Here is a 22,372-nt window from a genome sequence, read left to right on the forward strand (position 1 = left end):
ATCCGAGACGTCGAGCGTGGCCGAACTGGTGGCCGCGCTGGACCGTCGTTACCCGCCGGCCTGGGCCGAGCAGTGGGATCGGGTCGGGTTGGTGCTCGGCGACCCCGCGGCGCCCGTACGCCGGGTCGCCTGCGTGGTCGACTGCGTGCCGGAGACCGTGGCCGAGGCGCTGGCGCGGGGGGCGGACATGATCGTCGCCCACCATCCGCTGCTGCTGCGTGGGGTGTCGTCGGTCGCGGCGACCACGTACAAGGGTCGGATCGTGCACCAGTTGATCAAAAACGACGTCGCCCTGTACGTCGCGCACACCAACGCCGACGTCGCCCACCCGGGCGTCTCCGACGCGCTCGCCGCCCGGCTGGGCCTCATCGACCTGCGCCCGCTGCGTCCGGCGACCGGGCCGGCGGCCGGAGCGGGACGGGGCGCCGGGCGGATCGGCCGGCTGCCCCGACCGATGACACTGACCGACCTGACCCGGTACGCGGCCGACGCGCTGCCGCCCACCACCTGGGGCGTACGCGCCGCCGGTGACCCGGACCGGGTGATCCACACCATCGCGGTCAGCGGCGGCGCGGGCGACGGTTACCTCGGGGACGCGCGTGCCGCCGGGGTGGACGCCTTCCTCACCGCGGACCTGCGTCACCACCCCGCCAGCGAACATCTCGCCGAGGGCGGTCCGGCACTGCTGGACGCCGCCCACTGGGCCACCGAGCGTCCCTGGTTGGATGACCTCGCGACCCACCTGCGGGAACACCTGCCCGTCAGCGCGTACGTGTCCGACCTGGACACCGATCCGTGGACGGTCCGGGCCGGATCGCCGTCGCACGGCGCCCCCGCATCACCCGTCACCCCCGTACCTTCGCCTGTGGCCGCCGTATCTCCCGTGCACGCCGCATCCCCCGTGGACAAGGAGCACCTTCTGTGAAGGCCAACCCGCAAGAGCAGCGTCGCCTGCTGGACCTGCAAGCGATCGACACCCAGCTCGCCCAGCTCGCGCACCGGCGCCGTACCCTGCCGGAGCACGCGGAGCTGGAGGCGCTGGCGCGGCAGCTCTCCGCGCTCGAGGACGAGCGGGTACGCGCCCAGGTGGCGGTCGACGACCTCGACCGGGACATCAACCGGATGGAAAAGGACATCGACCAGGTCCGGGCCCGCAAGGACCGGGACCAGGCGCGGCTGACCGTGGGTTCCGGCCCGGCCCGCGAGCTGGAGGCGTTGCAGCACGAGCTCAACTCGCTCAACCGGCGGCAGAGCGAGCTGGAGGACACCGAGCTGGAGCTGATGGAGCAGCGGGAAACCGCCCAGGGTGTGCTGGACGGGATCCTGGAGCGGTTGGCCACCACCCGGGAGACGCGCGAGGCGACCGAGCAGCGGCGTACCCAGTCGCTGGCCGACATCGCCAAGGAGGAGGAGTTCAAGGTCGGCGCCCGGCAGCCGCTCGCGGCGGACCTGCCGGCCGACCTGGTGACCCTCTACGACAAGATCCGCGAGACGTCCGGCGGGCTCGGTGCCGCGCTGATGACGCATGGCCGGTGCGGCGGCTGCCGGCTGGAGCTCTACGGCGCCGACCTGGCCCGGATCAAGGCGGCGGCGCCGGACGAGGTGGTGCGCTGCGAGGAGTGCCGGCGGATCATGGTCCGGACCGCCGAGTCGGGGTTGTGACCGTGTCCGCCCGCCGTCCGGGGCTCGCGGATCGGGTGCTCGGGTGAGCCGCCGGCTGCGGGTGGTGATGGAGGCCGATGGCGGGGCGCGGGGCAACCCGGGCCCGGCCGGCTTCGGCGCGGTGGTCCGGGACGCCGAGTCCGGCGAGGTCCTGGCCGAGCGGTCCGAGTCGATCGGGGTGGCGACCAACAACGTCGCCGAGTACCGGGGCCTGATCGCCGGCCTGGAGGCCGCCGTCGAGCTGGGGGCCGCCGAGATCGACGTACGGATGGACTCCAAGCTGGTCGTCGAGCAGATGTCCGGCCGCTGGCAGATCAAGAACCACGGGCTGCGCCCGCTGGCGGCGCAGGCGGCCACCCTGGTCCGCAAGTTCGAGTCGGTGCGGTACCAGTGGATTCCGCGCGACCAGAACCGGCACGCGGACGCGCTGGCCAACGCGGCGATGGACCTGGCGGCGGGCAAGCCGGAGGTTGCCGAGGCCGGTGCCCTGGCCGGGCCGGACGCCTCCGCCCGCGCCCGCGCGCGGGAGGTCGCCGCCCAGGGCTCGACCACCCGCAGTTCGTGGGAGCCGAGGCCGGCGTCGACCGCCACCCGGCTGCTGCTGGTCCGCCACGGCGAGACCGAGCGGACCGCCGAGCGCCGTTACTCCGGCCGGGGCGACGTGCCGCTCTCCGAGCGCGGCCTGGCCCAGGCGCGGGCGACGGCCGCCCGGGTGGCCGGGCTGGCACCCGCGGCCGCGGTCGTGGTCAGCTCACCCCTGTCCCGCTGTACGGCCACCGCCGGGATCATCGCCGAGCAGCTCGGAGGCAAACCGGTCGGGGTCGAGCCGGACCTGGTCGAGTGCGACTTCGGCCTCTGGGAGGGGCACACCTTCGCCGAGGTGCAGGCGCGCTGGCCGGGGGAGATGGACGCCTGGCTGGCCTCGCCGAGCGTCGCCCCGCCGGGCGGGGAGTCGTTCCGGGCGGTGACCGGTCGGGTCCGCCGGGCCCAGTCGGCGCTGCTGGCGGCGTACCCGGGGGAGACGGTGGTGGTGGTCTCGCACGTGTCGCCGTTGAAGATCCTGCTCCGGGACGCACTCGCGGCCGGCGACGCCTTCCTGCACCGCCTCTACCTGGAGCCCGCCGGGCTGTCCGTCGTGGACTTCTGGCCCGACGGCGGGGTGGCCGTACGCACCGTCAACGACACCGCCCACCTGGCCGCGATCTAGGCGGTGTGCGGGGCGGCGGTGCTGAGGTGGGTGAGCACCAGCCGGGCGAAGGTCGGCGCGTCGTCGACCCACGGGTAGTGCCCGGCCCGCTCCTGCACGACAAGTTCGCCGTACGGGAACAGCTCGGTCAGCGCCCGCGCGGCCGGTGGCGCCGGCATCGGGTCCAGTGCCCCGGCCAGCACCAGCACCGGTACGTCCAGCGTCGCCAGCGCGGCGCGAACCTCCGCGGTGTCGGGTTCGAAGCCGGCGTAGAAGCCCTCGGTCGCGGCGTCGGCGCGTTCCCAGGCGTCGGCCTCGCGGTGGGCGCGGGCACGCTCGTCCCAGCGGCCGTAGCTGAACGGGGCGGCGGCGAGCCGGAGGGCGGCGGTGTCGGCCAGGCTGGCCCCGCCGGCCACCGCCTCCTGCCAGGTGGCTCGGGCGGCCCTGGCGCCCCGGTACCACCATTCGCCGGCACGGGCGGCGAGGGCGTCGTCCTGACCGGCCGGCTCGGTGCCGGTGGCGCGCAGCGCCGGGGTGATCAGCAGTAGCCGCTCCAGCCGGTCCGGGAACCGGGCGGCGTAGAGCTGGGCCAGGTCACCGCCGGCAGAGTGGCCGAGCAGGCTCATCCGGTCCAGGCCGAGGTGTTGTCGGAGTGCTTCGACGTCGTCGACCAGCCGGTCGCACCGGTAGCTGGCCGGGTCGGTCGGCACCTCGGATTCGCCGGTGCCCCGGTGGTCCAACATGATCAGAGTCCGGTACGCGGAGAGCCCGCCCAGATCGTCCAGATAGGACGATGCGCGTCCGGGGCCGCCCGGTAGGCAGACCAGCGGCGGCCCGGCGCCGTGCACGTGATAGGTCAACTCGGTCGCGTCGTACGAGGGGAACCTCGGCACCCGACCAGCATGCCAGAGTCAGGGCTTGACCGCAGCAGGTGATCAGCAGATCATCGATCTGCAAGGTTTCCTTACAGATCTCAGCTCCTCAGGAGTGTGGATGAATAACCGTCTCGCCCGTCGACTCGGTGTCCTCGTCGTCACCGCGTCTCTGCTGCTCACCGCCGCTCCGCCCACCGTCGCGCAGGCCACCGGCACCAACCGGGCCTCGGACGGTTACTACAAGGTCGGCTACTTCACCCAGTGGGGCATCTACGGCCGCGCGTTCCCGGTCAAGAAGCTCGACACCTCCGGCGCTGCCGCCCGGCTCACCCACGTCAACTACGCGTTCGGCAACGTCACCGAGGACGGAAAGTGCTTCGTGGACGGTGGACCGGGCGAGGGTGACGCCTGGGCCGACTACCAGCGGCCGGTGCCGGCCGAGGAGAGTGTGGACGGCGTAGCCGACGCTCCGGGCCAGGCGCTGAACGGCAACTTCAACCAACTCGCCAAGCTGAAGGCCAAGCACCCCGACCTGAAGGTGCTGATCTCGCTCGGCGGCTGGTCCTGGTCGACGTACTTCTCCAACGCCGCCGCGACCGACGCCTCCCGCAAGGCGTTCGTCTCCTCCTGCATCGACCTGTACCTCAAGGGCAACCTGCCGGGCACCGCCCCCGGCACGGCCGCTGGGGTCTTCGACGGGATCGACCTGGACTGGGAGTGGCCGGGTTCGGCCGGCGAGCCGGGCAACGTGATCCGCGTCGAGGACAAGCAGAACTTCACCAAGTTGCTCGCCGAGTTCCGCAAGCAGCTCGACGCGTACGGCAAGAAGAAGCGCGAGCACTACGAGCTGACCGCGTTCCTGCCGGCCGCCCCGGCGACGATCGACGCCGGCTTCGAGGGCAACAAAATCTTCAAGTACCTGGACTTCGCCACCGTGCAGGGCTACGACTTCCACGGCGGCTGGGACGCGCGCGCCAACCAGCAGTCCGCGCTGCGGGTGCCGGCGGGTGCGCCGGACAACCCGGACTTCTCCGTCGAGGTCGCGATCAACGCCTGGCTCGACCGGGGTGCGCCGGCCCGCAAGCTGGTGCTCGGGGTGCCGTACTACGGTCGGGGTTGGACCGGGATCACCGGCGGCGGCAACGGGCTCTTCGGGCCCGCCACCGGCCCGGCGCCGGCCACCTTCGAGGCCGGGTACGAGGACTACAAGCTGCTGAAGAACCTGGCCGGCAACGGCTACACCGTGCACCGCGACCTGCGCGCCGGGCACGCCTGGCTGTTCGACGGCACGACCCTCTGGACGTACGACGATCCGGCGGTGGTGCTGCAGAAGGCGCTCTACATCCGGACCAAGGGTCTGGGCGGGGCGATGATCTGGTCGCTCGACGGTGACGACGACAACGCGTCGCTGACCCGGACGCTCGCCCTCGGACTCTGGACCTTCTGAGCCCCTGGAAAGCGTCGCCACCTGCACCTGCTTGACGGCTGCCCCGTCGACCACCCGGTCGGCGGGGCAGCCCTCGTATCGGCCGTTCGGCGCAGCGCGCTCACCGTTCGGCGCACCACCTCCGCCGCCGGTACGTGACGGCGGTCACAGCCTCGATAACCTCCGCCCGCGTACGAGATCAGAACCGCGGTGGAGGTGTGCGATGAGCGAACCAGAATCGGCCAACCCCGGTACGGCGGACCCACCGGATCCGGCCGGTACCGCCGCCTCCACCCCCGCGCCCGACCCGGTACCGGTGGCGGTCTCGAAGGCCGGCGACCGCAGCCCGTGGAACTGGCTGCTCTTCCTGCCGATCCTCGTGCCGCTGCTGACGCCCCTGTTCAACCAGGACACACCCCGGCTGTTCGGCTTCCCGGTCTTCTACTGGCTGCAACTGGCCTTCATCCTGCTCGGCGTCACGACCACGACAGTGGTCTACCAGCTCACGAAGCGGCGGGGGTGAGCCCACATGTGGCGCGACCATCTCACTGAGATCATCATCTTCACGCTGCTGTTCCTGCTGGTCAGCGGCATGGGCTTCGTCGCCGCCCGGTGGCGGGCGCCGAAGGACATGGCCCACCTGGACGAATGGGGGCTGGGCGGGCGCAGCTTCGGCGGCTGGATCACCTGGTTCCTGGTCGGCGGAGACCTCTACACCGCGTACACGTTCGTCGCCGTACCGGCGCTGCTGTTCGGGGCGGGTGCGGCCGGCTTCTTCGCGGTGCCGTACACGATCATCGTCTATCCGTTGATCTTCCTGGTGGTGGTCCGGCTCTGGTCGGTGTCGCACCGGCACGGATTCGTCACCCCGGCCGACTTCGTCCGGACCCGGTTCGGGTCACCACTGCTCGCCCTGCTGATCGCGATCACCGGGATCGTGGCCACCATGCCGTACATCGCGTTGCAGCTCGTCGGCATCGAAGCGGTGCTCAAGACGATGGGCGTGACCGGGGAGAGCACCATCGCCCGGCACCTGCCGATCATCGTCGCGTTCGCCATCCTCGCCGCCTACACCTACCAGTCCGGACTGCGGGCACCGGCGCTGATCGCGTTCGTCAAGGACACACTGATCTACATCGTGATCCTGGTGGCGATCGTCTACCTGCCGTACAAGTTGGGGGGTTGGGGGGAGATCTTCGACGCGGCGGACGCCAAGTTCGACGCGAGCGCCGCGCCGGGTGACGGCGCGCTGCTCAACCCCAACAACCAGATCCAGTACGTCACCCTCGCGCTCGGCTCCGCGCTCGCGCTGTTCCTCTACCCGCACAGCATCACCGGCATCCTGGCCAGCAAGAACCGGGACGTGATCAAGCGGAACATGTCCGCGCTGCCGGCCTACAGCCTGCTGCTCGGGCTGATCGCCCTGCTCGGTTACATGGCCATCGCGGCTGGGGTGACGCCGCTGCCCGGTGCCACCGAGGGCAGCGTCGACAACAACACCGTGGTCCCGCTGCTGTTCGAGCAGCAGTTCCCGAGCTGGTTCGCCGGCATCGCGTTCGCGGCCATCGGCATCGGCGCCCTGGTCCCGGCCGCCATCATGTCGATCGCCGCGGCGAACCTGTTCACCCGCAACATCTACAAGGAATACCTGAAGCGGGACGCCTCACCGGCCCAGGAGGCGAACGTCTCGAAGATCGCCTCGCTGGTGGTCAAGGTCGGCGCGGTCGCCTGCATCGTCTTCCTCGACCCGCAGTTCTCCATCGACCTGCAACTCATCGGCGGCGTGATCATCCTCCAGACGCTGCCCGCGGTGGCGCTCGGCCTCTACACCCGCTGGTTCCACCGGGGCGCCCTGATCGCCGGTTGGGCCGCCGGCATGGGGCTGGGCATGTGGATGCTCTACCAGATCCCGAACGCCGCCTCCAAACGCGCCCACTTCGGCGGCTCCAACTTCCCGCTGGAGAAGTTCGGCCTGGACACCCCCAAGACCATCTACGTAGGACTGGTAGCGGTCGCCCTGAACCTCCTGGTAGCAGCCATCCTCACCCTCCTCCTACGCGCCCTACGGGTAACCGAGGGCCCCGACGGCACCACCCGCGACGACTACTTCGCCGACGAAACCGACCCCCGCAAAATCCCCACCCAACGCCAACCCCCCACCCCCACCCCCACCGAACCCGTCGCCTAACCCCCCGTTCGCCCCGTTGATCATGAAGTTAGCGACGGATTTCGGCTCGATTCTTGTCGCTAACTTCATGGTCAACGGCGGGGGTGGACGGGGTTGGGGTGGGGTGGGAGGGTTGGGGTAGGGGTTGGGGTTGGGGTTGGGCTGGGGGAGGGGTGGGGTGGGCGTGGTTGATGTTTCCGGGGGGCGGGGGGTGCAGGTCAATCAGGGTGGCGTCAACACGCAGCAGAACAATTACTACGTGCAGGCCGGGCCGCCGGTCAGTTGGCCGCAGCGGGTGGGAGTGGTGCCCGCGCTGGCATCGGCGTTCCAGGACCGCGCCGGGCTCCGCGCCACGATAGAAGCCAGCCGTACGGGACGAAGTGGAGTCGTGTCCACCCACGTGCTGACCGGCGGGGGCGGGGTCGGCAAGTCCCAGCTTGCCGCCGCGTACGCCATCGAAGCCGCCCGCAACGGCGTCGACCTGCTGGTCTGGGTCGACGCCAGCGGCACCGACGCCGTGGTGGCCGCGTACGCGCAGACCGCTGTGCGCGTGCAGGCTCCCGGTGGCGGTGGCTCCGATGCCGTCGCCGCGGCCCGGGCGCTGCTGGACTGGTTGGCCACCACCGAACGTACGTGGCTGATCGTCCTCGACGACGTCACCGAGCCGGAGCGGATCGAACCCTGGTGGCCGACCGGTGCGACCGGCAACGGCCGGGTCCTGGCCACCACCCGCCGCCGCGACGCCATCCTCTCCGACAACGGACGTACCGTCGTCGACGTCGACGTGTACGACGAACTCGAATCCGCCGGCTATCTCGCCGAGCGGCTCACCGCCGCCGGAGCACCGGACCTGCTCGACACCGGGGCCCGGCCGCTCACCGTGGCGCTGGGACACCTGCCGCTGGCCCTGTCGCACGCCGCCGCGTACATGGTGAACGAGGCGGTGGGCTGTGCGACGTACCTCGGACTCTTCGCCGACCGGCGGTCGCAGCTCGACGCCGTGCTGCCGTCGACCACCGACTCCAGGGGCTGGCGCCGGTCGATCGGCGCCACCCTGCTCGTCGCCCTCGACGCCGCCCAGGCGTGCGAACCCGTCGGCCTGGCACTGCCCGCACTCCGGGTGGCGGCCGTGCTCGACCCGGCCGGACACCCCGAGGCGCTCTGGACCGACGCCGCCGTCGTCGCCCACCTGAGCAGGCACAACCCGTCCCCGGACCGGGGCGTGACCGCCAGCCGGGCGCGGGCCGCGATGCGCCTGCTGCACCGCTACGGACTGCTCGCCCACAACCCACGAACCGGACCCCGATCCGTACGCGTGCACGCGCTCACCGCCCGAGCCGTACGCGAAACCACCCCGCCGGTCGAGTTGGAGGCCGCCATCCAGGCGGTCGCGGACGCCCTGCTCGACGCCTGGCCCGACCCGGACACCCATCCCGACCAGGCGGAACTGGTCGCCGCGCTGCGTACCAACACGGCGGCGCTCATCGACAACACCGCGGGTGGGTTGTGGTACCCCGACCCGCCGACGGTCCTGCTCACGCTCGGGGACAGCCTGCTGGCCGGCGGGCAGCCCCAGGCCGCGATCCGCTACTGGGAGCACCTGATCGCGGTCACCGGGCGGCTGGTCGGTAAGCGGCATCCCGGCATGACCACCCTCTGGCTCGGTCTCGCCGACGCCTACCGGCACAGCGGTCGCACCGCCGAAGCGATCACCATCGAGGAGGAGATGGTCGCCGACCGGGAGCGGAACCTCGGTGACCAGCACCCGAACACCCTGGTCGCCCGGATCAACCTGGCCGCGTCCTACTGGCAGGCCGGGCGCGTGGACGAGGCCATCGCGATCGAGGAACGGGTGGTCGTCGACAACGCGCAGATCCTCGGCGACCTGCACCCGAACACCCTGACCGCGCGGATGAACCTCGCCGCCTCCTACCGGGTCGCCCGGCGCCACGCCGAGGCGATCGAACTGGCCGAACGGGTGGCCGCCGACTGCGTCGAGGCCCAGGGCAACGAGCACCCGCAGACGCTGACCGTGCTCGGTAACCTCACCTCCTCGTACCGGGAAGCCGGGCGGGTCGCCGAGGCGATCCCGATCGAGGAACGGGTGCTGGCCGCCAGCGAACGAACCCTCGGTCCGGGGCACCCCGACACCGCGATGGCCAGGGCCAACCTCGCCGCCTCGTACGCCGACGCCGGCCGGGTCGCCGAGGCGATCCCGATGCTGGAGCGGGTGATCGACGACAACGGCCGGGTGTACGACGAAACGCATCCGAGCGGGCCGAACGCGAGGCTCGCCCTCGCTGGCCTCTACTGGAGGGCGGAGCGCACCGACGAGGCGATCGCCACGCTCGAACGACTGCTGGCCGACAGTGCACGGTTCATGGGCGAGGAGCACCCGCAGACCGTGAAGCTGGCCGCCGCGCTGCGCGAGTGGCAGGCCGTCGTGAGCACGGGGTTCGCGGGGGTGGATGTACCGCCCAGCTAGATCAGGAGCAGGCCGATGGTCGTACCGAAGGCGACGATCACGCCCTTGAGTACGGCGGGTGGTAGCTGGCGGGCGATCCGGGCGCCGAGGTAACCGCCGACCAGGGTGGCGGGCGCGACGATCGCGACCGCGGCCCAGTCGACCGGCCCGAACGCGGAGAAGATCGCCACCGTGGTCAGCCCGACCACCGCTGAGATCACGTTCTTCAGCGCGCTGACCCGGGCCAGGGTCTCGTCCAGCACCAGGGCGAGACCCGCCACCAACATCACGCCAAGGGCGGCACCGAAGTAACCCCCGTACACCGAACCGAGCGCGACCATGCCCTGGAGCGTGAGCGTACGGCGGCGCGGGCCCAGGTCCGCCGGATGTCCGACCAGGCGGCGCAGCCGATCCTGAAACGCGAGTACGGCCGTCGCGCCGAGCACCAGGATCGGGATAACGATCTTGAATGCGTCCTCGGAGGTGTTCAGCAGCAGCGCGCCTCCGGCGGTGGCGCCGAGCGCGGCGGTGGGGAGCAGTGGCCACAGCCGCCGATAGTCGGGCAGGTCGTCCCTGCTGCCGGCAACGGCGGCCAGGTAACCCGGACAAACCGACACGGAGTTGGTCACGTTAGCCTGGATCGGCGGCAAACCGACCGCGATCAGCGCCGGGAAAGTGATCAGCGACCCGCCACCGGCGACCGCGTTGATGGTGCCCGCGGCGAGCCCAGCGGCGAGCAGCAGGCCCGCGTCCAGGAAGTCCATCGCTGCCGAGAGTAACGACCGGTCAGGTACGGGCAGCGTCACTCCCGGCGGCTCTGTGACGCCGTCGACAAGTAGACTTGCCGGCGCGACGGACGAGTTGACCGGGCGGTCGCGTCGGCGGGGTCGAACCCGTCGCCGAGGAACGTCCGGACTCCATAGGGCAGGGTGGTTGTTAACGGCAACCCGGGGCGACCCGCGGGACAGTGCCACAGAAAACAAACCGCCGGGCAGAGTCTGCCGAGCTAGCAAGCGCGGCAGAAGACGCCAGGTAAGGGTGAAACGGTGGGGTAAGAGCCCACCAGCACCCCGGGTGACCGGGGTGGCTAGGTAAACCCCGCCCGGAGCAAGGCCAAGACAGGGCCATCACCGCGAGGTGACGGCCCGCGCAGACGCTTGAGGGCTGCCCGCCCGATGTCTGCGGGTAGGCCGCTGGAGCCTGCCGGCAACGGCAGGCCGAGATGGATGGCCGCCGCCGGCGACACCGGCAACGGTGCCGCCGGGCACAGAATCCGGCGTACAGGTCGACTCGTCCGTCGCCCGCCACACCGGCATCCGAATCGCGGGTCCCTATATCGATGCAGATAAGTGGGCGTCGACGGGTGGACAGCTCGGACGGCGATCGTCCATCTACAGTGTAGGGATGAGCGTCGACTCCAGCCGCCCTGTGGGGCCTCCTGAAATCTCGTTCACAGAGGCAGACTGCGACGTATTCGCCCGCTATCCAGAGAGAGTTCATTGGGATGAGGCGAGCGTACCTCCGGGCGATCAGGCCGCTTTCCGTAGAGTTCGGCGCGGACTCAATGGTCTTGCGAAATGGGCGGCGAACCAAACGACCACGAAAGTGCCTCTGCAGCACTTCGTCAGCACCCTAAACCCCAACGGTTCGACCCCCTGGACATGTGGTGCTGCGTCTACCCTGGTGATGCGTCGAACAAGTCCTACGCCCTACAGGTCGCGCTGATCATCTCGGCCGACGGCGCCGAATTGTGCCTTTGTCTAGGCTCGGGTACGTCGCAGATCAGGGTGCCGGAGTTGCGCCAGGACGGAGAGGACTACCTGGAGCGTTTGCAAGCCAAGCTCCGATCGGCACCGGAGGCCGTCGTCGGGGCAGTGACCCGGGCGCTGCCGAAGGACGTCAGGTACCTGACTGCGTGGCGCCGTCCGTCGGGGGCGAGCGAGTTCGAAAGCCTCCGCGACTGGCTGGCTTATGCCGGTAGCGCGCAGGGCACCCAGGCGAGCGTCTCCCGCTACCTCTCGACCAAAGAGTTGGAAGCGTTAGGCGACGGCATCGCCGACGAGTACCTGGACATGCTGCAGGCGGCCGCCCCGTTGTTCGACTACTGCTTCGGTAACGGCTACGTCGAGGAGGACGAGGAGCTGGAAGAGGAACCGCCCACTGCCACGTTCGACCTCGACGTACGCACCCGCGCTTCGACGTCGCCTAACGACCTACCGGAGGACGACGAGGAGTTGGAAGACGAACCGCCCACTGCCACGTTCGACCTCGACACCCTGCGTGCGCGTGCCTCGGCGCTGCCCTACGGTCTGCAGATCGCGGACGAGGTATATCGTGCCGTCATAGCCGCTGTTCGAAGCGGGAAGCATCTGATTCTCACCGGCCCTCCTGGCACCGCCAAGACGACGCTGGCGGAGGTGCTGTGCCAGTTGGCGGCAGATGCCGGGTTTTGCCGGGGATACACGTTGACTACCGCTACGGCGGACTGGACGACGTACGAGACGATCGGGGGCTTGCGTCCTGCCGGTAACGGTACGGAACTGCGGTTCCACCCCGGGTTGTGCCTTGATTCCGCCACCAACGGGCGCTGGCTGATCATCGACGAACTCAACCGATCCAATTTCGATCGAGCGTTCGGCCAGTTGTTCACCGTGCTCTCCGGTCAATCCGTCGTGCTCCCGTACGATGATCATGAGACCCGCAAGAGGATCGTCCTCGCGGTCGACGGCGGTGCGCACAAATACCGACCCTCGCGGTATTCGGTCATCGAGGTGCCGCGTGACTGGCGCATCATCGCGACGATGAACGTGTTCGACAAGACCTTGCTGTTCGAGATGTCGTACGCCTTGATGCGGCGGTTTGCGTTCGTAGAGGTGCCGGCCCCGGACACGGCGGTCTACGAGACGATCTGGCAGCGAGAGCTGGACGAGCTGACCGCCGCCGACGCAGCGCAGGTCGGCCAGATCCTCGGGGGGCTCGAACGGCTCCGGACGATCAAACAGCTCGGACCTGCCGTGTTCAAGGACATGGCGGGATTCGCTCGACAGTACCTGGCGGCGGGTGGCACCGGTTCCGACGGCACGCTCGCATTCCAGCTGTTCTACAGCTTTCTCCTGCCGCAATTCGAGGGAATCGACGAGCGTGACGCACGCCGGCTGTTCCAGACGTTGACACCTGTCGTCGGCCCCCAGCGGGAACGGCTCGCGACCGCCCTGCGCGAGGTTCTCGGGGTGACACTCTCGCCGGACGACGACGAACTCGGCGAAGGCGCATAGACGGGCTGCTGTGATGCACAAACTGCCGTGGGAGCGGCGATCCCGTATCGCCGAAGTGGGCGACCAGCTCTGGACCCATGTCTCACCGGCCTCGAGCCTCGAGGGCCCCGGCCTCCTCGTCGCGGCCGCACTCCTGGGGTGGGCCAAGGAGGATGTCGCCAAGCTTGCCGCACTCCAGTTTCTGCTGACCGCGGAGGTGAAAGAGTTCGTCCAGCAACTTCCCGAGCTTGCCAGGCGGCTCAGCACCACGTCGGTCCGCGACGAGGAGCGCAGCACCGAGCGTATTCGGGGCGCTGTGCACTGGGGTCAGACGATGACGGGTCGGCTCACGAGCGGCACTCCCCATCTGCACGTGACGGCGCCGGTCGAGCGGGCGTACCAGACAGCCGAAAACGAGCTTCTGGTCCACGTGCTCGACGCCGTGGTGAAGCACGCGAGCGCCAGCGGCTGGCACCTGCCCACCATGACTTCCGAGCCCGCTGCCATCATCCGGGGCCATCTGGACGAGGCCACGAAATGGCAGAGCAGCAGCATGCTCACCACGATCGAGCGAATCCCACCCACACCGCGCTCGTTGGCCCGTATCAAAGCGGGTCGCACCGGCACGAGGTACCAAACTGTGCTCGCTGCGTACCGCAAGCTGAACGCACTCGTCGAGCGCCTCGACCGCGCCGCGATCCGGGCGGCGATCGAGCAGGCCGGGCTCGTCGCAGCCAAAGAACACCTCCTCTTCGAGCTGCTGACCCTTTTCCGGGTGATCGCCGCGCTCGGTGTCCACGGCTGGCAGCTCCAGCCCCTCCGGCTGTTCCGAGGTGCCGTCGAAACGCACGGCACCAGCGAGGATGGGCGGCGAATCGACCTGTGGTACCAGTCGATGCCACGGGTGCTCGGCACCGGCTCCAACTATCGGGAGGTGCTCGCCAGCCACAAGTTCCCAAATCCCCTGGACCTACGACCGGACCTCGTACTGCATTGGCAGGCGCCGACCGGAAGCCCCCGAACGCTCATGATCGAGTGCAAGCACAGCGTCGATGCGAGCGTAAGGGAGACAGCAGGGCGGGCGCTGTTCGACCTCCTCGCCTACCGCCAGGCCTTCGCCGGTTCGTTGGCTGGTACGGCAAGCCCTTACGGCCTGGGGGTCGTCTGGGGAGGGGGACTGACTCCGCAGCTCGACCAAGACGTGATGTTGTGCACGCCGGACCAGATCGAAGAGGCACTGCGTACGACCGTCGTGTAGCCAAGCACGGTGGAGGAGCCCGTCCACCGCTGTCCGTCGTACGCGTTGGTCAGGCGTACTTCCATTTGGTGTTGGGGTTGCGGGGTTTGGGGTTGCCGGCGCGGTTCAGCGGCTGCCTGGTTGCCTTGCGTACGAGGGCTTCGGCTTCGGGGGAGAGGAGCAGGGGCATCAGGCGGCGCAGCCAGATCGCGTTCTGGTCGAGGGTGTCGCGTACGGCATCGGGGGTGTGGGCCTTGCGGGTGACATGGTGTCGGGGTGCGAATTCGGCGGCCTCGACCAGGTCCGGCAGTTCCGCCTTGGCGGGCCAGTCGTGTCGCAGCAGGTCGACGCTGACCGAGATGCCGGTGCCGGCGCCGTCACCCGACTCCAGGAACACCCACACCCACAGGTCCGGCCGCTTGTACAGCACACCTGGCAGGAGTAGTTCGCTGTATTCCGGCTCGGCCGTGTGGTAGGCGTCGACAAGGAACTGGAAGCGTTGCCTGACCTCGGTTTCGAAGACGATCGGCTGCTGCCTGCTCATCTTGCCCGCCCTCAGACCGACATCCCGACGACCCGATGCGGCGTCACCCGGACGACCAACCGAAGCACGTCGTCCGACTCGGGCGGCGGATCCACGCCGAGGTACTTGTGCGAGACCGTACGGGGTAACGCCTTCTCCGGGTCCGCGACCAGCTCGACCGTTCCGCGAATTTCCACCGACCGGTACGGGTCGTCCAGGTCGAAGACCGTGAGGCTGATCCTCGGGTCTCGGGTGAGGTTGCGCGCCTTCTGCCGCCCGGCGGTGGTGGAGAAGAGCACCGTGTCGCCGTCCCGGGCGATCCAGACCACCGAGGTCTGCGGACTGCCGTCCCGGTTGAGCGTGGCCACCGTGGCGAAGTTCCGCCCGTCGAGCAGCTTGCGTATCTCCTCGTTGAACTCCACCGACACGGCTTTATCCTCCACTTTGCTGGATCGTCACCTTGTCGGTAGCAACGGCGGTAGCCTCCGTCTCCTTCCCGGACAGCCACTCCAGCTGCCGGGCGGGGAGTCCGGCCCGGCCGACGATGCTCGTTCCCAGCTCTCCGTCGAGATGCCGGTCCATGGGCTGACCTGCGGTGAGCAGCGCGAGGGCCCGCGATTCGGCCAGCCGGCCACCGGTCTGCCGATGAATGGTCAGCGATTGCTGGACGTAGCCGATCGCGGAGCCCGCGTCACCCTCGGCGAGTCTGAGGGTCGCCAGCACGGTGAGGGCCTGTCCCTCCAGGTCGCGGTAGCCGACGGTCCGGCATTCGGCGATCGCGCGCCGGATGTCGGCGTCCGCCTGCGCCGCCTCGCCGAGGAGGTGCCGACCGGCGGCCAGCCCGATCAGCGACTCGACCTCGACGTACCGGCTGCCGGTCTCGGTGGCGAGCCGGTACGCCTCGGCGTGCTGGTCCACCGCCTCCCGGTGGTTGCCGCAGCGTTGGAAGGCACGGCCGAGGCTGTTGCGCGCCATGGCCTCGATCTCCCGGTCGTTGTCGGTCCCGATCAGCCGGACCGCCTCGGAGGCGTGCCGGACCGACGAGGCCCGGTCGTCCTGCGCGCCGGCAATCTCCGCGAGGTGGATCAGGGCCAACGTCTCGGCGTCCAGCCGGCCGACCTTCCGGGCCAGCTCCAACGCCTCGCTGGCGTGTTCCGACGCGTCACCGAACCGCTCGAACTGGATCTCGATGTCGGCGAGATTGCCGAGGATCACGGCGAGGCTCGCGTACGACTCGGTCGCCCGGTGCAGGGGCAGCGCCTGAAGGTAGTGCTCCTCGGCTTGCCGTAGCCGGCCCAGTATGCCCGCCACCAGACCGAGGTTGCCGAGGGTGACCGCCTCACCGGCGCGCCAGCCGATCGTACGGTTGATGGCCAGGGCCGCGCCGAGATCGTCCATCGCCGGTCCGGGCTGGCCGGACTCGGCGCGTACCGAGGCCAGGTTGCCGAGGATCGCCGCCTGGGTGCGCAGCAGACCGGCGCGGCGGCTGACCTCCAACGCGGTCGTGTAGTGCTCGATCGCCTCCGGGTACCGGCGTGAGCAGTAGGACATCTGGCCGAGGCTGAGCCAACCCGCAGCCCTGGCCGGTGGGTCCCCGGCGTCCGCCGCCGCGGCCAGCCCGGCCTGGGCTGCCCGCTGCCAGTCCACCATCCGGCGGGTCTGCCAGAAATAGCCGCGCAGGGTGTCGGCGAGCAGCCAGGCGACCGGTCGGGGACCGGCCCGTTCGATCGCGGCGAGCAGATTGGGCAGCTCGGCGGCCAGCCACGCCCCCGCGTCGGCGTGACCGTCGAGACCGACCGACGGCAACCCCTCGCCGGCCGGCGGGAGTTCGAGGCGGGCCATCTGTGGATACAGCAGCACGGCGGCGGAGTCGCTGACGTGCAGGTACCAGTCCAGCATCCGGTCCAGCGCGGCACCCCGCTCGGCGCCGGCCGACCCGCTCCCGCTCGACCCGCTCCCGGCGGCGCCGCTCCCGGTCGACTCGCTGGTGGCACGGTCCGCGCAGTACTGGCGTACCAGGTCGTGCATGGCGTAGCGGTTGCCGGCGGCGGTGAGCAGGTGTGCCGCGGCCAGCCGGTCGAGCACCTCCTCGGCTCGTGACAGTGGCCAGGCGGCGAGTGCGGCCACGGCCTCGGCGGTGACATCCGGGCCCGGTGCCAGGTCGAGCAGGCCGAACAGCAGCCGTTCGGCTGCGGTCAACCGGGCGTACGAGGCATCGAGCACGGCCCGTACGGCAACCTCCGGCTCGTCCTCGACGGCCAGGGCGTCCAGTGGGCCGGCAGCCGCCAGAGCCGAGGTGTAGTCCGCGATCGGCGTGTCAGGGGTTTCGTCGAGACGTGCGGCGGCGATGCGCAACGCGAGCGGCAGGTGCCCGCACAGCCGGGCGAGTTCGGTGCTGGCGGCGTCCTCCGCCTCGACCCTGGCCCTGCCGAGTACGGCCCCGAGCAGGCTCCGGGCCTCGTGTCGGCTGAGTACGTCGAGGGTGAGCCGTCGGGCGCCCTGGGTGGCGATCAACGCACCCAACCGGCTCCGGCTGGTGACCATGACCAGGCAGCGGGCGTCACCGGGCAGCAGCGGCACGACCTGCTCGGCACTGGCCGCGTTGTCCAGCAGGATGAGGAACCGCCGGCCGGCGAGCAGGCTGCGGAACAGGGCGGCCGACTCGTCCTGCCCGATCGGGATCCGTTCCTCCGGGACCCGCAGCGCGCGCAGGAACCTGGCGAGCGCGTCGACCGGGCGTACCCGCGGGCCGGGCCCGTAGCCGTGCAGGTTGACGAACAACTGGCCGTCAGGGAACAGGTGGCTGATCCGGTGCAGCCACCACACGGCCAGTGCGGTCTTACCGACCCCGCCGGGCCCGACGAGGGCCAGGGTGGTCAGCGCCGTGGCGGGCGTGTCGGGCAGCAGGCTGTCCAGTCGCGCGATCTGGTCGTCGCGCCCGACGAAGTCGGGCACCGCCGCCGGGAGTTCGGCGGGTGCGGGCACCTCGACCGGTACGGGAGGCGAACTGGCCGGGACGGGCCGAGTGGTGCTCGGCGACGGCGCGTGCAACTCGGGGTCGTTGCGCAGGATCGACGCCTCGATCCGGCGGATCTGCGGACCGGGCTCCAAGCCGTACCGGTCGGCGAGTTGGCTGCGCAGGTCGTGTACGAGCGCCAACGCCTCGGCCGGCTGGCCGTTGCGGTAGAGCGCGACCATCAACTGGCCGCGCAACCGTTCGCGCAACGGGTACGCCTGCACCAGGACGCCCAGGTCGGCCACGACGTCACCGTTGCGGCCGAGACGCAGGTCGACGTCGGCGAGTTCCTCGTACGTCGCCAGGCGCCGCTCCTCCCAGGCGTGCGCCGCCGCGCCGAGCACCGGCCCGTCCGCCCCGCCCAGCGCCGGTCCGCGCCACAGGTCAAGTGCCGCTCGCAGGGCCGTCCCGGCGAGGTCGAACGCCCCGGCCTCGGTGAGCGACCGGGCCGAAGTGACGTGACGGTCGAAGACGGCGGCGTCGAGTTGACCGTCTTCGACCCGTACCAGGAATCCGTGAGCGGATCGGACCACCGGCGCCGGACCCGCCTGTGCGGCGGCGAGGTGGCGGCGCAGCGTCGCGATGGTGTTGCGGATCTGGGCGGCGGCCGTCGCGGGTGGACGCTCGCCCCAGAGGACGTCCACCAGGCGCTCGGTGCTCACCGTCCGGTTGGGCTGCAACAACAGTGCGGTGAGGCTGCGCCGCTCACGGGGCCCACCGATGTACACGGGCGTGTCACCGACTCTGACTTCGATCGGCCCGAGAATCCGGTACTCCACTGACACCCCCGGCCGCATCGAGACTGGACACGCGCGGCTTCCCGCAGGGTAACTCCCGATGCACACCGGACACCGGACCGATGCGACCGATTTCCAGCGTGCGTGCAGGTTACGTTCCAGGGCGGCCAGCCCCTCCGGACACGCGGCTCACCAGATCAGGGAGACCACCAGGATGACCAGGGCGGTCAGCGCCAGCGAGACCAGGATCGAGCCGAGACAGCCGAGCCGGTTGGAGAAGAAGACGAACATCGGGCCCCGCCCTTCCTGACCGTCGTTTCCTGCTCACCACGATCCCACCAACGGGCAGCGGGCACGATCCGAACCGTTCGATCACCGCTAGGTCGGGTAATGTAGCGCTATGCAGCCTGAGGTGACGCTGGGTATCAACGAGGCCGCGCCCGCCCGGGACCGGCTGCTGCTGGCCGCCGCGCAGCTGATGGAGGGCGGCGACCAGTCCTTCTCCACCCGGGCCATCTGCGACCTGGCCGGGGTGACCGCGCCCACGCTCTACCACCACTTCGGCAGTAAGCAGGGGCTGGTCGACGCGGTGATCCACCACGGCTTCACCCAGTACGTCTCACCCGCCGGTTCACCGGAACTCTCCGACGACCCGGTACGCGACCTGCGCGACGGATGGGACAAACACGTCGACTTCGGCCTGCAACACCCCAACTTCTACGCCCTGCTCTACGGGGACGTCGTACCCGGACGGCCGTGCGCGATCACCGGTCCCGCCACCGACATGCTGGTCCGGCTGCTGGACGAGGCGGCCCGGCGCGGCCTGCTGCGGGTGCCGCCGCCCGAGGCCGCCGCGCAGATCCTGTCCGCGAACGTCGGCGTGACGCTCAGCCTGATCACCCAGCCCGACGACAACCGGGACCTGCGGCTCTCCGAACGGGTCCGCGAGGCGATCCTCGCCGGGATCCTGATCGCGCCGCAGCACCGGGCAACCGGCGGCCCGGCCGCGTCGCGTACGACCGCGGCGATCGCCCTGCTCGCCGCGCTCGACCGGGATCCCGCCGGACTTACCCCCGGCGAGCTGACCCTGATGCGCGAACTGCTCACCCGGATCGGCGGCTGACCGGCCGGCGAGCCGAAGCAACTGTCCCGGCATAACCCCTGGTCGGGCGGGTAGCCAGCACCGATTCGACGACTCCGTCGGGTCGGTGACGGCACGGCACTGTTGGGGGCTGGTTATGACGCAGAATCCGAATGCCGGTGACGGTCGGGCGGCAAAGGTGCAGGCAGCCAAACAGGGTGCCGCGCAGACCGGCCAGCAGGCATCACAGATGGGCGGTCAACTGGCGCACAGCGCCGTCGACCAGAGCCGGGACGTGGCCAACGAGGCCAGCCGGCAGGCACGGCAACTGATGGGGCAGGCGTCGGACCAGCTCAAGCAGCAGGCCAACGAGCAGCAGCACCGTGCGGCCGAAGGGCTACGGGCACTCGGCGACGAACTGCAGACGATGTCCGAGCGGACCGAGCAACAGGGCGTCGCCACCGACCTCGTACGGCACGCCGCCGACCGCGCCCACCAGGCCGCGCAATGGCTCGACCAGCGCGAACCGGGCACGGTGGTGAGCGAGGTACGCGACTACGCCCGGCGCAACCCCGGCGTCTTCCTGGCCGGCGCCGCGATCGCCGGGGTGCTCGCCGGTCGACTGGGCAAGAGCATGCGTGCCATGCAGGGCGACGGCGGCATGCACGAGGACGGCCACCGCGGCGACGGCCACCGTCAGGGCGGCGGGTCCGGGACGATGTCGGACTACCGACCGAGCGAGTCGACCGCGCCGGGGGCGACGTTCCAGAGCACCGCGCGCGGCAACGTCGACGAGGAGGCAGACCCGGGCGTGCCGGCCGCCGACTCGCGACCCGGAGGAGCGCGGCTGTGAGCGCCGCGGCCGGCGGCGCGAGAGCCGCCCAGGAGCGAGAGCGGGACCCTGGGCAGGCGTCGATCGGCGAACTGCTCACCGCGATCACCCGGGACACCTCGACCCTGGTACGCCAGGAGATCCAACTCGCCAAGGCGGAGGCCCGAGCCGAGGTACGCAGCGCGGTCAAGGTCGCCGGCATGTTCGGCGGTGCCGCCCTCGGCGGGTTCATGGTGCTGCTGTTCCTCTCCTACGCGATGTGGTGGGGGTTGTCGAACGTGATCGACCAGGGCTGGTCCGCCCTGATAGTCGCGGCGGTCTGGGCGGTGATCGCGGCGGTGCTGATCACCATGGCCCGCCAGCGGATGCGGGGTCTCAAGGCCCTGCCGCAGACATCGGGATCGGTCCGGCGGATACCGGACGCGGTCAAGTCCGGGGGAGACCACCGAACGGGGGGACATCAGTGAGCAGCATGGATCCGGATCAGATCCGAGCCAACATCGAGGACACCCAGGACGACCTGGGTCGCAACGTGAACGCGCTCGGGGACAAGGTGAACCCACGCCACCAGGCGCGCCAGCAGGTCGACCGGGCCCGCGGCACCTGGCAGAAGGTCAAGGAGAACGTGATGGGAAGCGCGGCACACGCCCGGGACGCGTCCATGCACGCGGCCGACGTCTCCGAGGCGCGAATCTCGCAGGCCTCCTCGACGGCCGCCGGCCGGGCGCAGGAGATGGGCCACGCGACCAGCGCCCGGGCGCAGGAGATGGGCCACGCGACCAGCGCCCGCGCGCAGGAGATGGGCCACGCGACCAGCGACCGGATCCACGGGATGGGCCAGAGCGCCCAGCAGCAGACGCAGGGCCACCCGCTCGCCGCCGGCCTCGTCGCCTTCGGCCTCGGCGTGCTCGCCTCCGCGCTGCTGCCGTCCAGCGATCGGGAGCGTCGGGTGGCGGGCCAGTTGCGCAGCAAGGCGACCGAGCACTCCGGCGACCTCAAGCAGCAGGCCACCAGCATGGCCCGGCAGGCACAGGACAACCTGCGGGGGCCGGCGCAGCAGGCCGCCGAGTCGGTCAAGTCGAAGGCCGGTCAGAACGCCGGCTCCCTGCGTGACCAGGCCCAGTCGGCCGGGCAGAACCTGCGCGGGCAGGCACAGCAGACCGCGAACGACGTACGCCAGAAGTAAGCCGGCGGATACCGCGGCGGCCCGGTCAGGCGCCGGTCATCGCGTGCGGCGCGGTGACCGGCTTCGACTCCGGTGACCCGTGCTGCCGCAGGAAGATGCTGAGTACGACCAGCACACCGACGGCGAGAAACTCGCTCTGCCAGTTCTGCATCGACTGGAACCAGAAGTCACTGGTCTGGATGAACTGCCAGGCGCTGATCGACGCCGCGCCGCTCTGCAACGCCTGCTGCTCGTTGTATTCGGCGGTGCCGCCGAACAGGTGCCCCAGGAACGAACCGGCGAAGAGCAGCAGCAGGGCCAGCGAGAGGCTGTTGCGGTAGACCACCAGCGTCAGCCCGCGTACGTGCACCGGCCACGGCGAGTCGGGCTTGGCGTGGTCGGGTCGGTCGTCCCGGCGGTCCGAGGACTGCTCGGGCTTCGACTCCGCCGAGCCGCGCTGCACCAGGTACGCGGTCAGCAGCACGTAACCGCCCATCTGGAGGAACTCCGACTCCCAGTTCTCGAACACCGCCTCGGCGAAGTGACCCGTACCGAGGTAGGCCAGGTAGCCCTCGGGGCCGAGCCCGTACTGGGTCAGTTCCTCGTTGCGGGTCTGCCACCCGAAAACGCTCTGCAGGACGAGGAAGAGCAGGAAGGCCCCGAACATCGTCACCGAGAGCGCGTTGCTCCGTAGCCAGCGTTTCATCTCCGGCTCCCTTCACCGAACGGTCACCGATGTGCCCAACC

General features: G+C 70.3%; 19 protein-coding genes and 1 other RNA gene. 14 read left to right on the forward strand and 6 right to left on the reverse strand.

Annotated elements, in window-relative coordinates:
• Positions 1-25 precede the first annotated feature (25 nt).
• Genes AB0J90_RS04435 through AB0J90_RS04445 form a run of 3 tightly spaced genes read left to right on the forward strand, consistent with a single transcriptional unit; the run spans position 26 to position 2,869 of the window.
• Positions 26-925, forward strand: coding sequence for a Nif3-like dinuclear metal center hexameric protein (locus tag AB0J90_RS04435; protein WP_363592187.1), 900 nt, complete (start codon positions 26-28; stop codon positions 923-925).
• Positions 922-1,662, forward strand: a complete 741-nt coding sequence (locus AB0J90_RS04440; RefSeq protein WP_363592050.1) for a C4-type zinc ribbon domain-containing protein — start codon at positions 922-924, stop codon at positions 1,660-1,662. Before AB0J90_RS04435 ends, AB0J90_RS04440 begins: the two co-directional genes overlap by 4 nt.
• Before the next feature lie 43 nt (positions 1,663-1,705).
• On the forward strand, positions 1,706-2,869 hold the full coding sequence (locus AB0J90_RS04445; protein ID WP_363592052.1) for a bifunctional RNase H/acid phosphatase: 1,164 nt from the start codon (positions 1,706-1,708) through the stop codon (positions 2,867-2,869).
• On the opposite strand, the gene AB0J90_RS04450 is transcribed toward AB0J90_RS04445, so the two are convergent.
• On the reverse strand, positions 2,866-3,741 hold the full coding sequence (locus tag AB0J90_RS04450) for an alpha/beta hydrolase (protein ID WP_363592055.1): 876 nt from the start codon (positions 3,739-3,741) through the stop codon (positions 2,866-2,868). The genes AB0J90_RS04445 and AB0J90_RS04450 overlap by 4 nt on opposite strands.
• Positions 3,742-3,841: 100 nt before the next feature.
• Between AB0J90_RS04450 and AB0J90_RS04455 the strand changes: the two genes are divergently transcribed.
• From AB0J90_RS04455 to fxsT, 4 genes are all read left to right on the forward strand, one after another.
• Positions 3,842-5,170: a glycoside hydrolase family 18 protein gene (locus AB0J90_RS04455; RefSeq protein ID WP_363592057.1), complete on the forward strand. Its 1,329-nt coding sequence runs from the start codon at positions 3,842-3,844 to the stop codon at positions 5,168-5,170.
• 295 nt (positions 5,171-5,465) lie between these two features.
• Positions 5,466-5,672: a DUF3311 domain-containing protein gene (locus AB0J90_RS04460; protein WP_363592189.1), complete on the forward strand. Its 207-nt coding sequence runs from the start codon at positions 5,466-5,468 to the stop codon at positions 5,670-5,672.
• Between the two features lie 6 nt (positions 5,673-5,678).
• Positions 5,679-7,337, forward strand: coding sequence for a monocarboxylate uptake permease MctP (mctP, locus tag AB0J90_RS04465; RefSeq protein WP_363592059.1), 1,659 nt, complete (start codon positions 5,679-5,681; stop codon positions 7,335-7,337).
• 190 nt (positions 7,338-7,527) lie between these two features.
• Positions 7,528-9,801 (forward strand): FxSxx-COOH system tetratricopeptide repeat protein, encoded by a 2,274-nt coding sequence (gene fxsT, locus AB0J90_RS04470; RefSeq protein ID WP_363592061.1) that lies wholly within the window; start codon positions 7,528-7,530, stop codon positions 9,799-9,801.
• On the opposite strand, the gene AB0J90_RS04475 is transcribed toward fxsT, so the two are convergent.
• A complete protein-coding gene (locus tag AB0J90_RS04475) occupies positions 9,798-10,544 on the reverse strand; it encodes a sulfite exporter TauE/SafE family protein (protein ID WP_363592063.1) in 747 nt (248 codons plus the stop codon). The two genes, fxsT and AB0J90_RS04475, sit on opposite strands and share 4 nt — an antisense overlap.
• Before the next feature lie 93 nt (positions 10,545-10,637).
• On the opposite strand from AB0J90_RS04475, the gene rnpB reads away from it, so the two are divergent.
• The 3 genes from rnpB to AB0J90_RS04490 all read left to right on the forward strand — a co-directional run bounded on the left by rnpB (position 10,638) and on the right by AB0J90_RS04490 (position 14,292).
• An RNA gene (gene rnpB, locus AB0J90_RS04480) (RNase P RNA component class A) lies at positions 10,638-11,077 on the forward strand.
• Between the two features lie 280 nt (positions 11,078-11,357).
• Positions 11,358-13,055, forward strand: a complete 1,698-nt coding sequence (locus tag AB0J90_RS04485) for an AAA family ATPase (RefSeq protein WP_363592065.1) — start codon at positions 11,358-11,360, stop codon at positions 13,053-13,055.
• 13 nt (positions 13,056-13,068) lie between these two features.
• Positions 13,069-14,292, forward strand: a complete 1,224-nt coding sequence (locus AB0J90_RS04490) for a hypothetical protein (RefSeq protein WP_363592067.1) — start codon at positions 13,069-13,071, stop codon at positions 14,290-14,292.
• A 49-nt stretch (positions 14,293-14,341) separates the two neighbouring features.
• Here AB0J90_RS04490 and AB0J90_RS04495 read toward each other — a convergent pair whose 3' ends face one another.
• From AB0J90_RS04495 to AB0J90_RS04505, 3 genes are read right to left on the reverse strand one after another with little or no spacing between them, the layout of a single operon-like run.
• Positions 14,342-14,815 carry a hypothetical protein gene (locus tag AB0J90_RS04495; protein ID WP_363592069.1) on the reverse strand — a complete coding sequence of 158 codons (474 nt, stop codon included), beginning with the start codon at positions 14,813-14,815 and terminating at the stop codon, positions 14,342-14,344.
• Positions 14,816-14,826: 11 nt separating this feature from the next.
• Positions 14,827-15,222 carry a PPOX class F420-dependent oxidoreductase gene (locus tag AB0J90_RS04500; RefSeq protein WP_363592071.1) on the reverse strand — a complete coding sequence of 132 codons (396 nt, stop codon included), beginning with the start codon at positions 15,220-15,222 and terminating at the stop codon, positions 14,827-14,829.
• A 4-nt stretch (positions 15,223-15,226) separates the two neighbouring features.
• On the reverse strand, positions 15,227-18,538 hold the full coding sequence (locus tag AB0J90_RS04505; protein ID WP_363592073.1) for a BTAD domain-containing putative transcriptional regulator: 3,312 nt from the start codon (positions 18,536-18,538) through the stop codon (positions 15,227-15,229).
• A 409-nt stretch (positions 18,539-18,947) separates the two neighbouring features.
• Here AB0J90_RS04505 and AB0J90_RS04510 point away from each other — a divergent pair, with 409 nt between their 5' ends.
• From AB0J90_RS04510 to AB0J90_RS04525, 4 genes are all read left to right on the forward strand, one after another.
• A complete protein-coding gene (locus AB0J90_RS04510; RefSeq protein WP_363592075.1) occupies positions 18,948-19,670 on the forward strand; it encodes a TetR/AcrR family transcriptional regulator in 723 nt (240 codons plus the stop codon).
• Positions 19,671-19,785: 115 nt separating this feature from the next.
• Complete coding sequence (locus tag AB0J90_RS04515; RefSeq protein WP_363592077.1) at positions 19,786-20,481, forward strand: hypothetical protein; 696 nt, start codon at positions 19,786-19,788, stop codon at positions 20,479-20,481.
• Positions 20,478-20,927: a phage holin family protein gene (locus AB0J90_RS04520; RefSeq protein WP_363592082.1), complete on the forward strand. Its 450-nt coding sequence runs from the start codon at positions 20,478-20,480 to the stop codon at positions 20,925-20,927. The genes AB0J90_RS04515 and AB0J90_RS04520 overlap by 4 nt, the downstream gene beginning before the upstream one ends.
• A 5-nt stretch (positions 20,928-20,932) precedes the next feature.
• Entirely contained in the window at positions 20,933-21,646 is a 714-nt protein-coding gene (locus tag AB0J90_RS04525) for a DUF3618 domain-containing protein (RefSeq protein WP_363592084.1), read from the forward strand.
• A 25-nt stretch (positions 21,647-21,671) separates the two neighbouring features.
• Here the strand turns inward: AB0J90_RS04525 and AB0J90_RS04530 are convergent, their stop codons facing one another.
• Complete coding sequence (locus AB0J90_RS04530) at positions 21,672-22,331, reverse strand: DUF6766 family protein (RefSeq protein ID WP_363592086.1); 660 nt, start codon at positions 22,329-22,331, stop codon at positions 21,672-21,674.
• Positions 22,332-22,372: the final 41 nt, after the last annotated feature.

This window comes from Micromonospora sp. NPDC049523, assembly GCF_040676775.1.
GTDB lineage: Bacteria > Actinomycetota > Actinomycetes > Mycobacteriales > Micromonosporaceae > Micromonospora_G.

Bases quoted from the DNA above. Each gene is read 5' to 3' on its own strand.
- AB0J90_RS04455 (WP_363592057.1), top strand. From the start codon at position 3,842: ATGAATAACCGTCTCGCCCGTCGACTCGGTGTCCTCGTCGTCACCGCG.
- mctP (WP_363592059.1), top strand. From the start codon at position 5,679: ATGTGGCGCGACCATCTCACTGAGATCATCATCTTCACGCTGCTGTTC.
- AB0J90_RS04475 (WP_363592063.1), bottom strand. From the start codon at position 10,544: ATGGACTTCCTGGACGCGGGCCTGCTGCTCGCCGCTGGGCTCGCCGCG.
- AB0J90_RS04485 (WP_363592065.1), top strand. From the start codon at position 11,358: ATGGGCGGCGAACCAAACGACCACGAAAGTGCCTCTGCAGCACTTCGT.
- AB0J90_RS04490 (WP_363592067.1), top strand. From the start codon at position 13,069: ATGCACAAACTGCCGTGGGAGCGGCGATCCCGTATCGCCGAAGTGGGC.
- AB0J90_RS04495 (WP_363592069.1), bottom strand. From the start codon at position 14,815: ATGAGCAGGCAGCAGCCGATCGTCTTCGAAACCGAGGTCAGGCAACGC.
- AB0J90_RS04510 (WP_363592075.1), top strand. From the start codon at position 18,948: ATGCAGCCTGAGGTGACGCTGGGTATCAACGAGGCCGCGCCCGCCCGG.
- AB0J90_RS04515 (WP_363592077.1), top strand. From the start codon at position 19,786: ATGACGCAGAATCCGAATGCCGGTGACGGTCGGGCGGCAAAGGTGCAG.
- AB0J90_RS04525 (WP_363592084.1), top strand. From the start codon at position 20,933: ATGGATCCGGATCAGATCCGAGCCAACATCGAGGACACCCAGGACGAC.
- AB0J90_RS04530 (WP_363592086.1), bottom strand. From the start codon at position 22,331: ATGAAACGCTGGCTACGGAGCAACGCGCTCTCGGTGACGATGTTCGGG.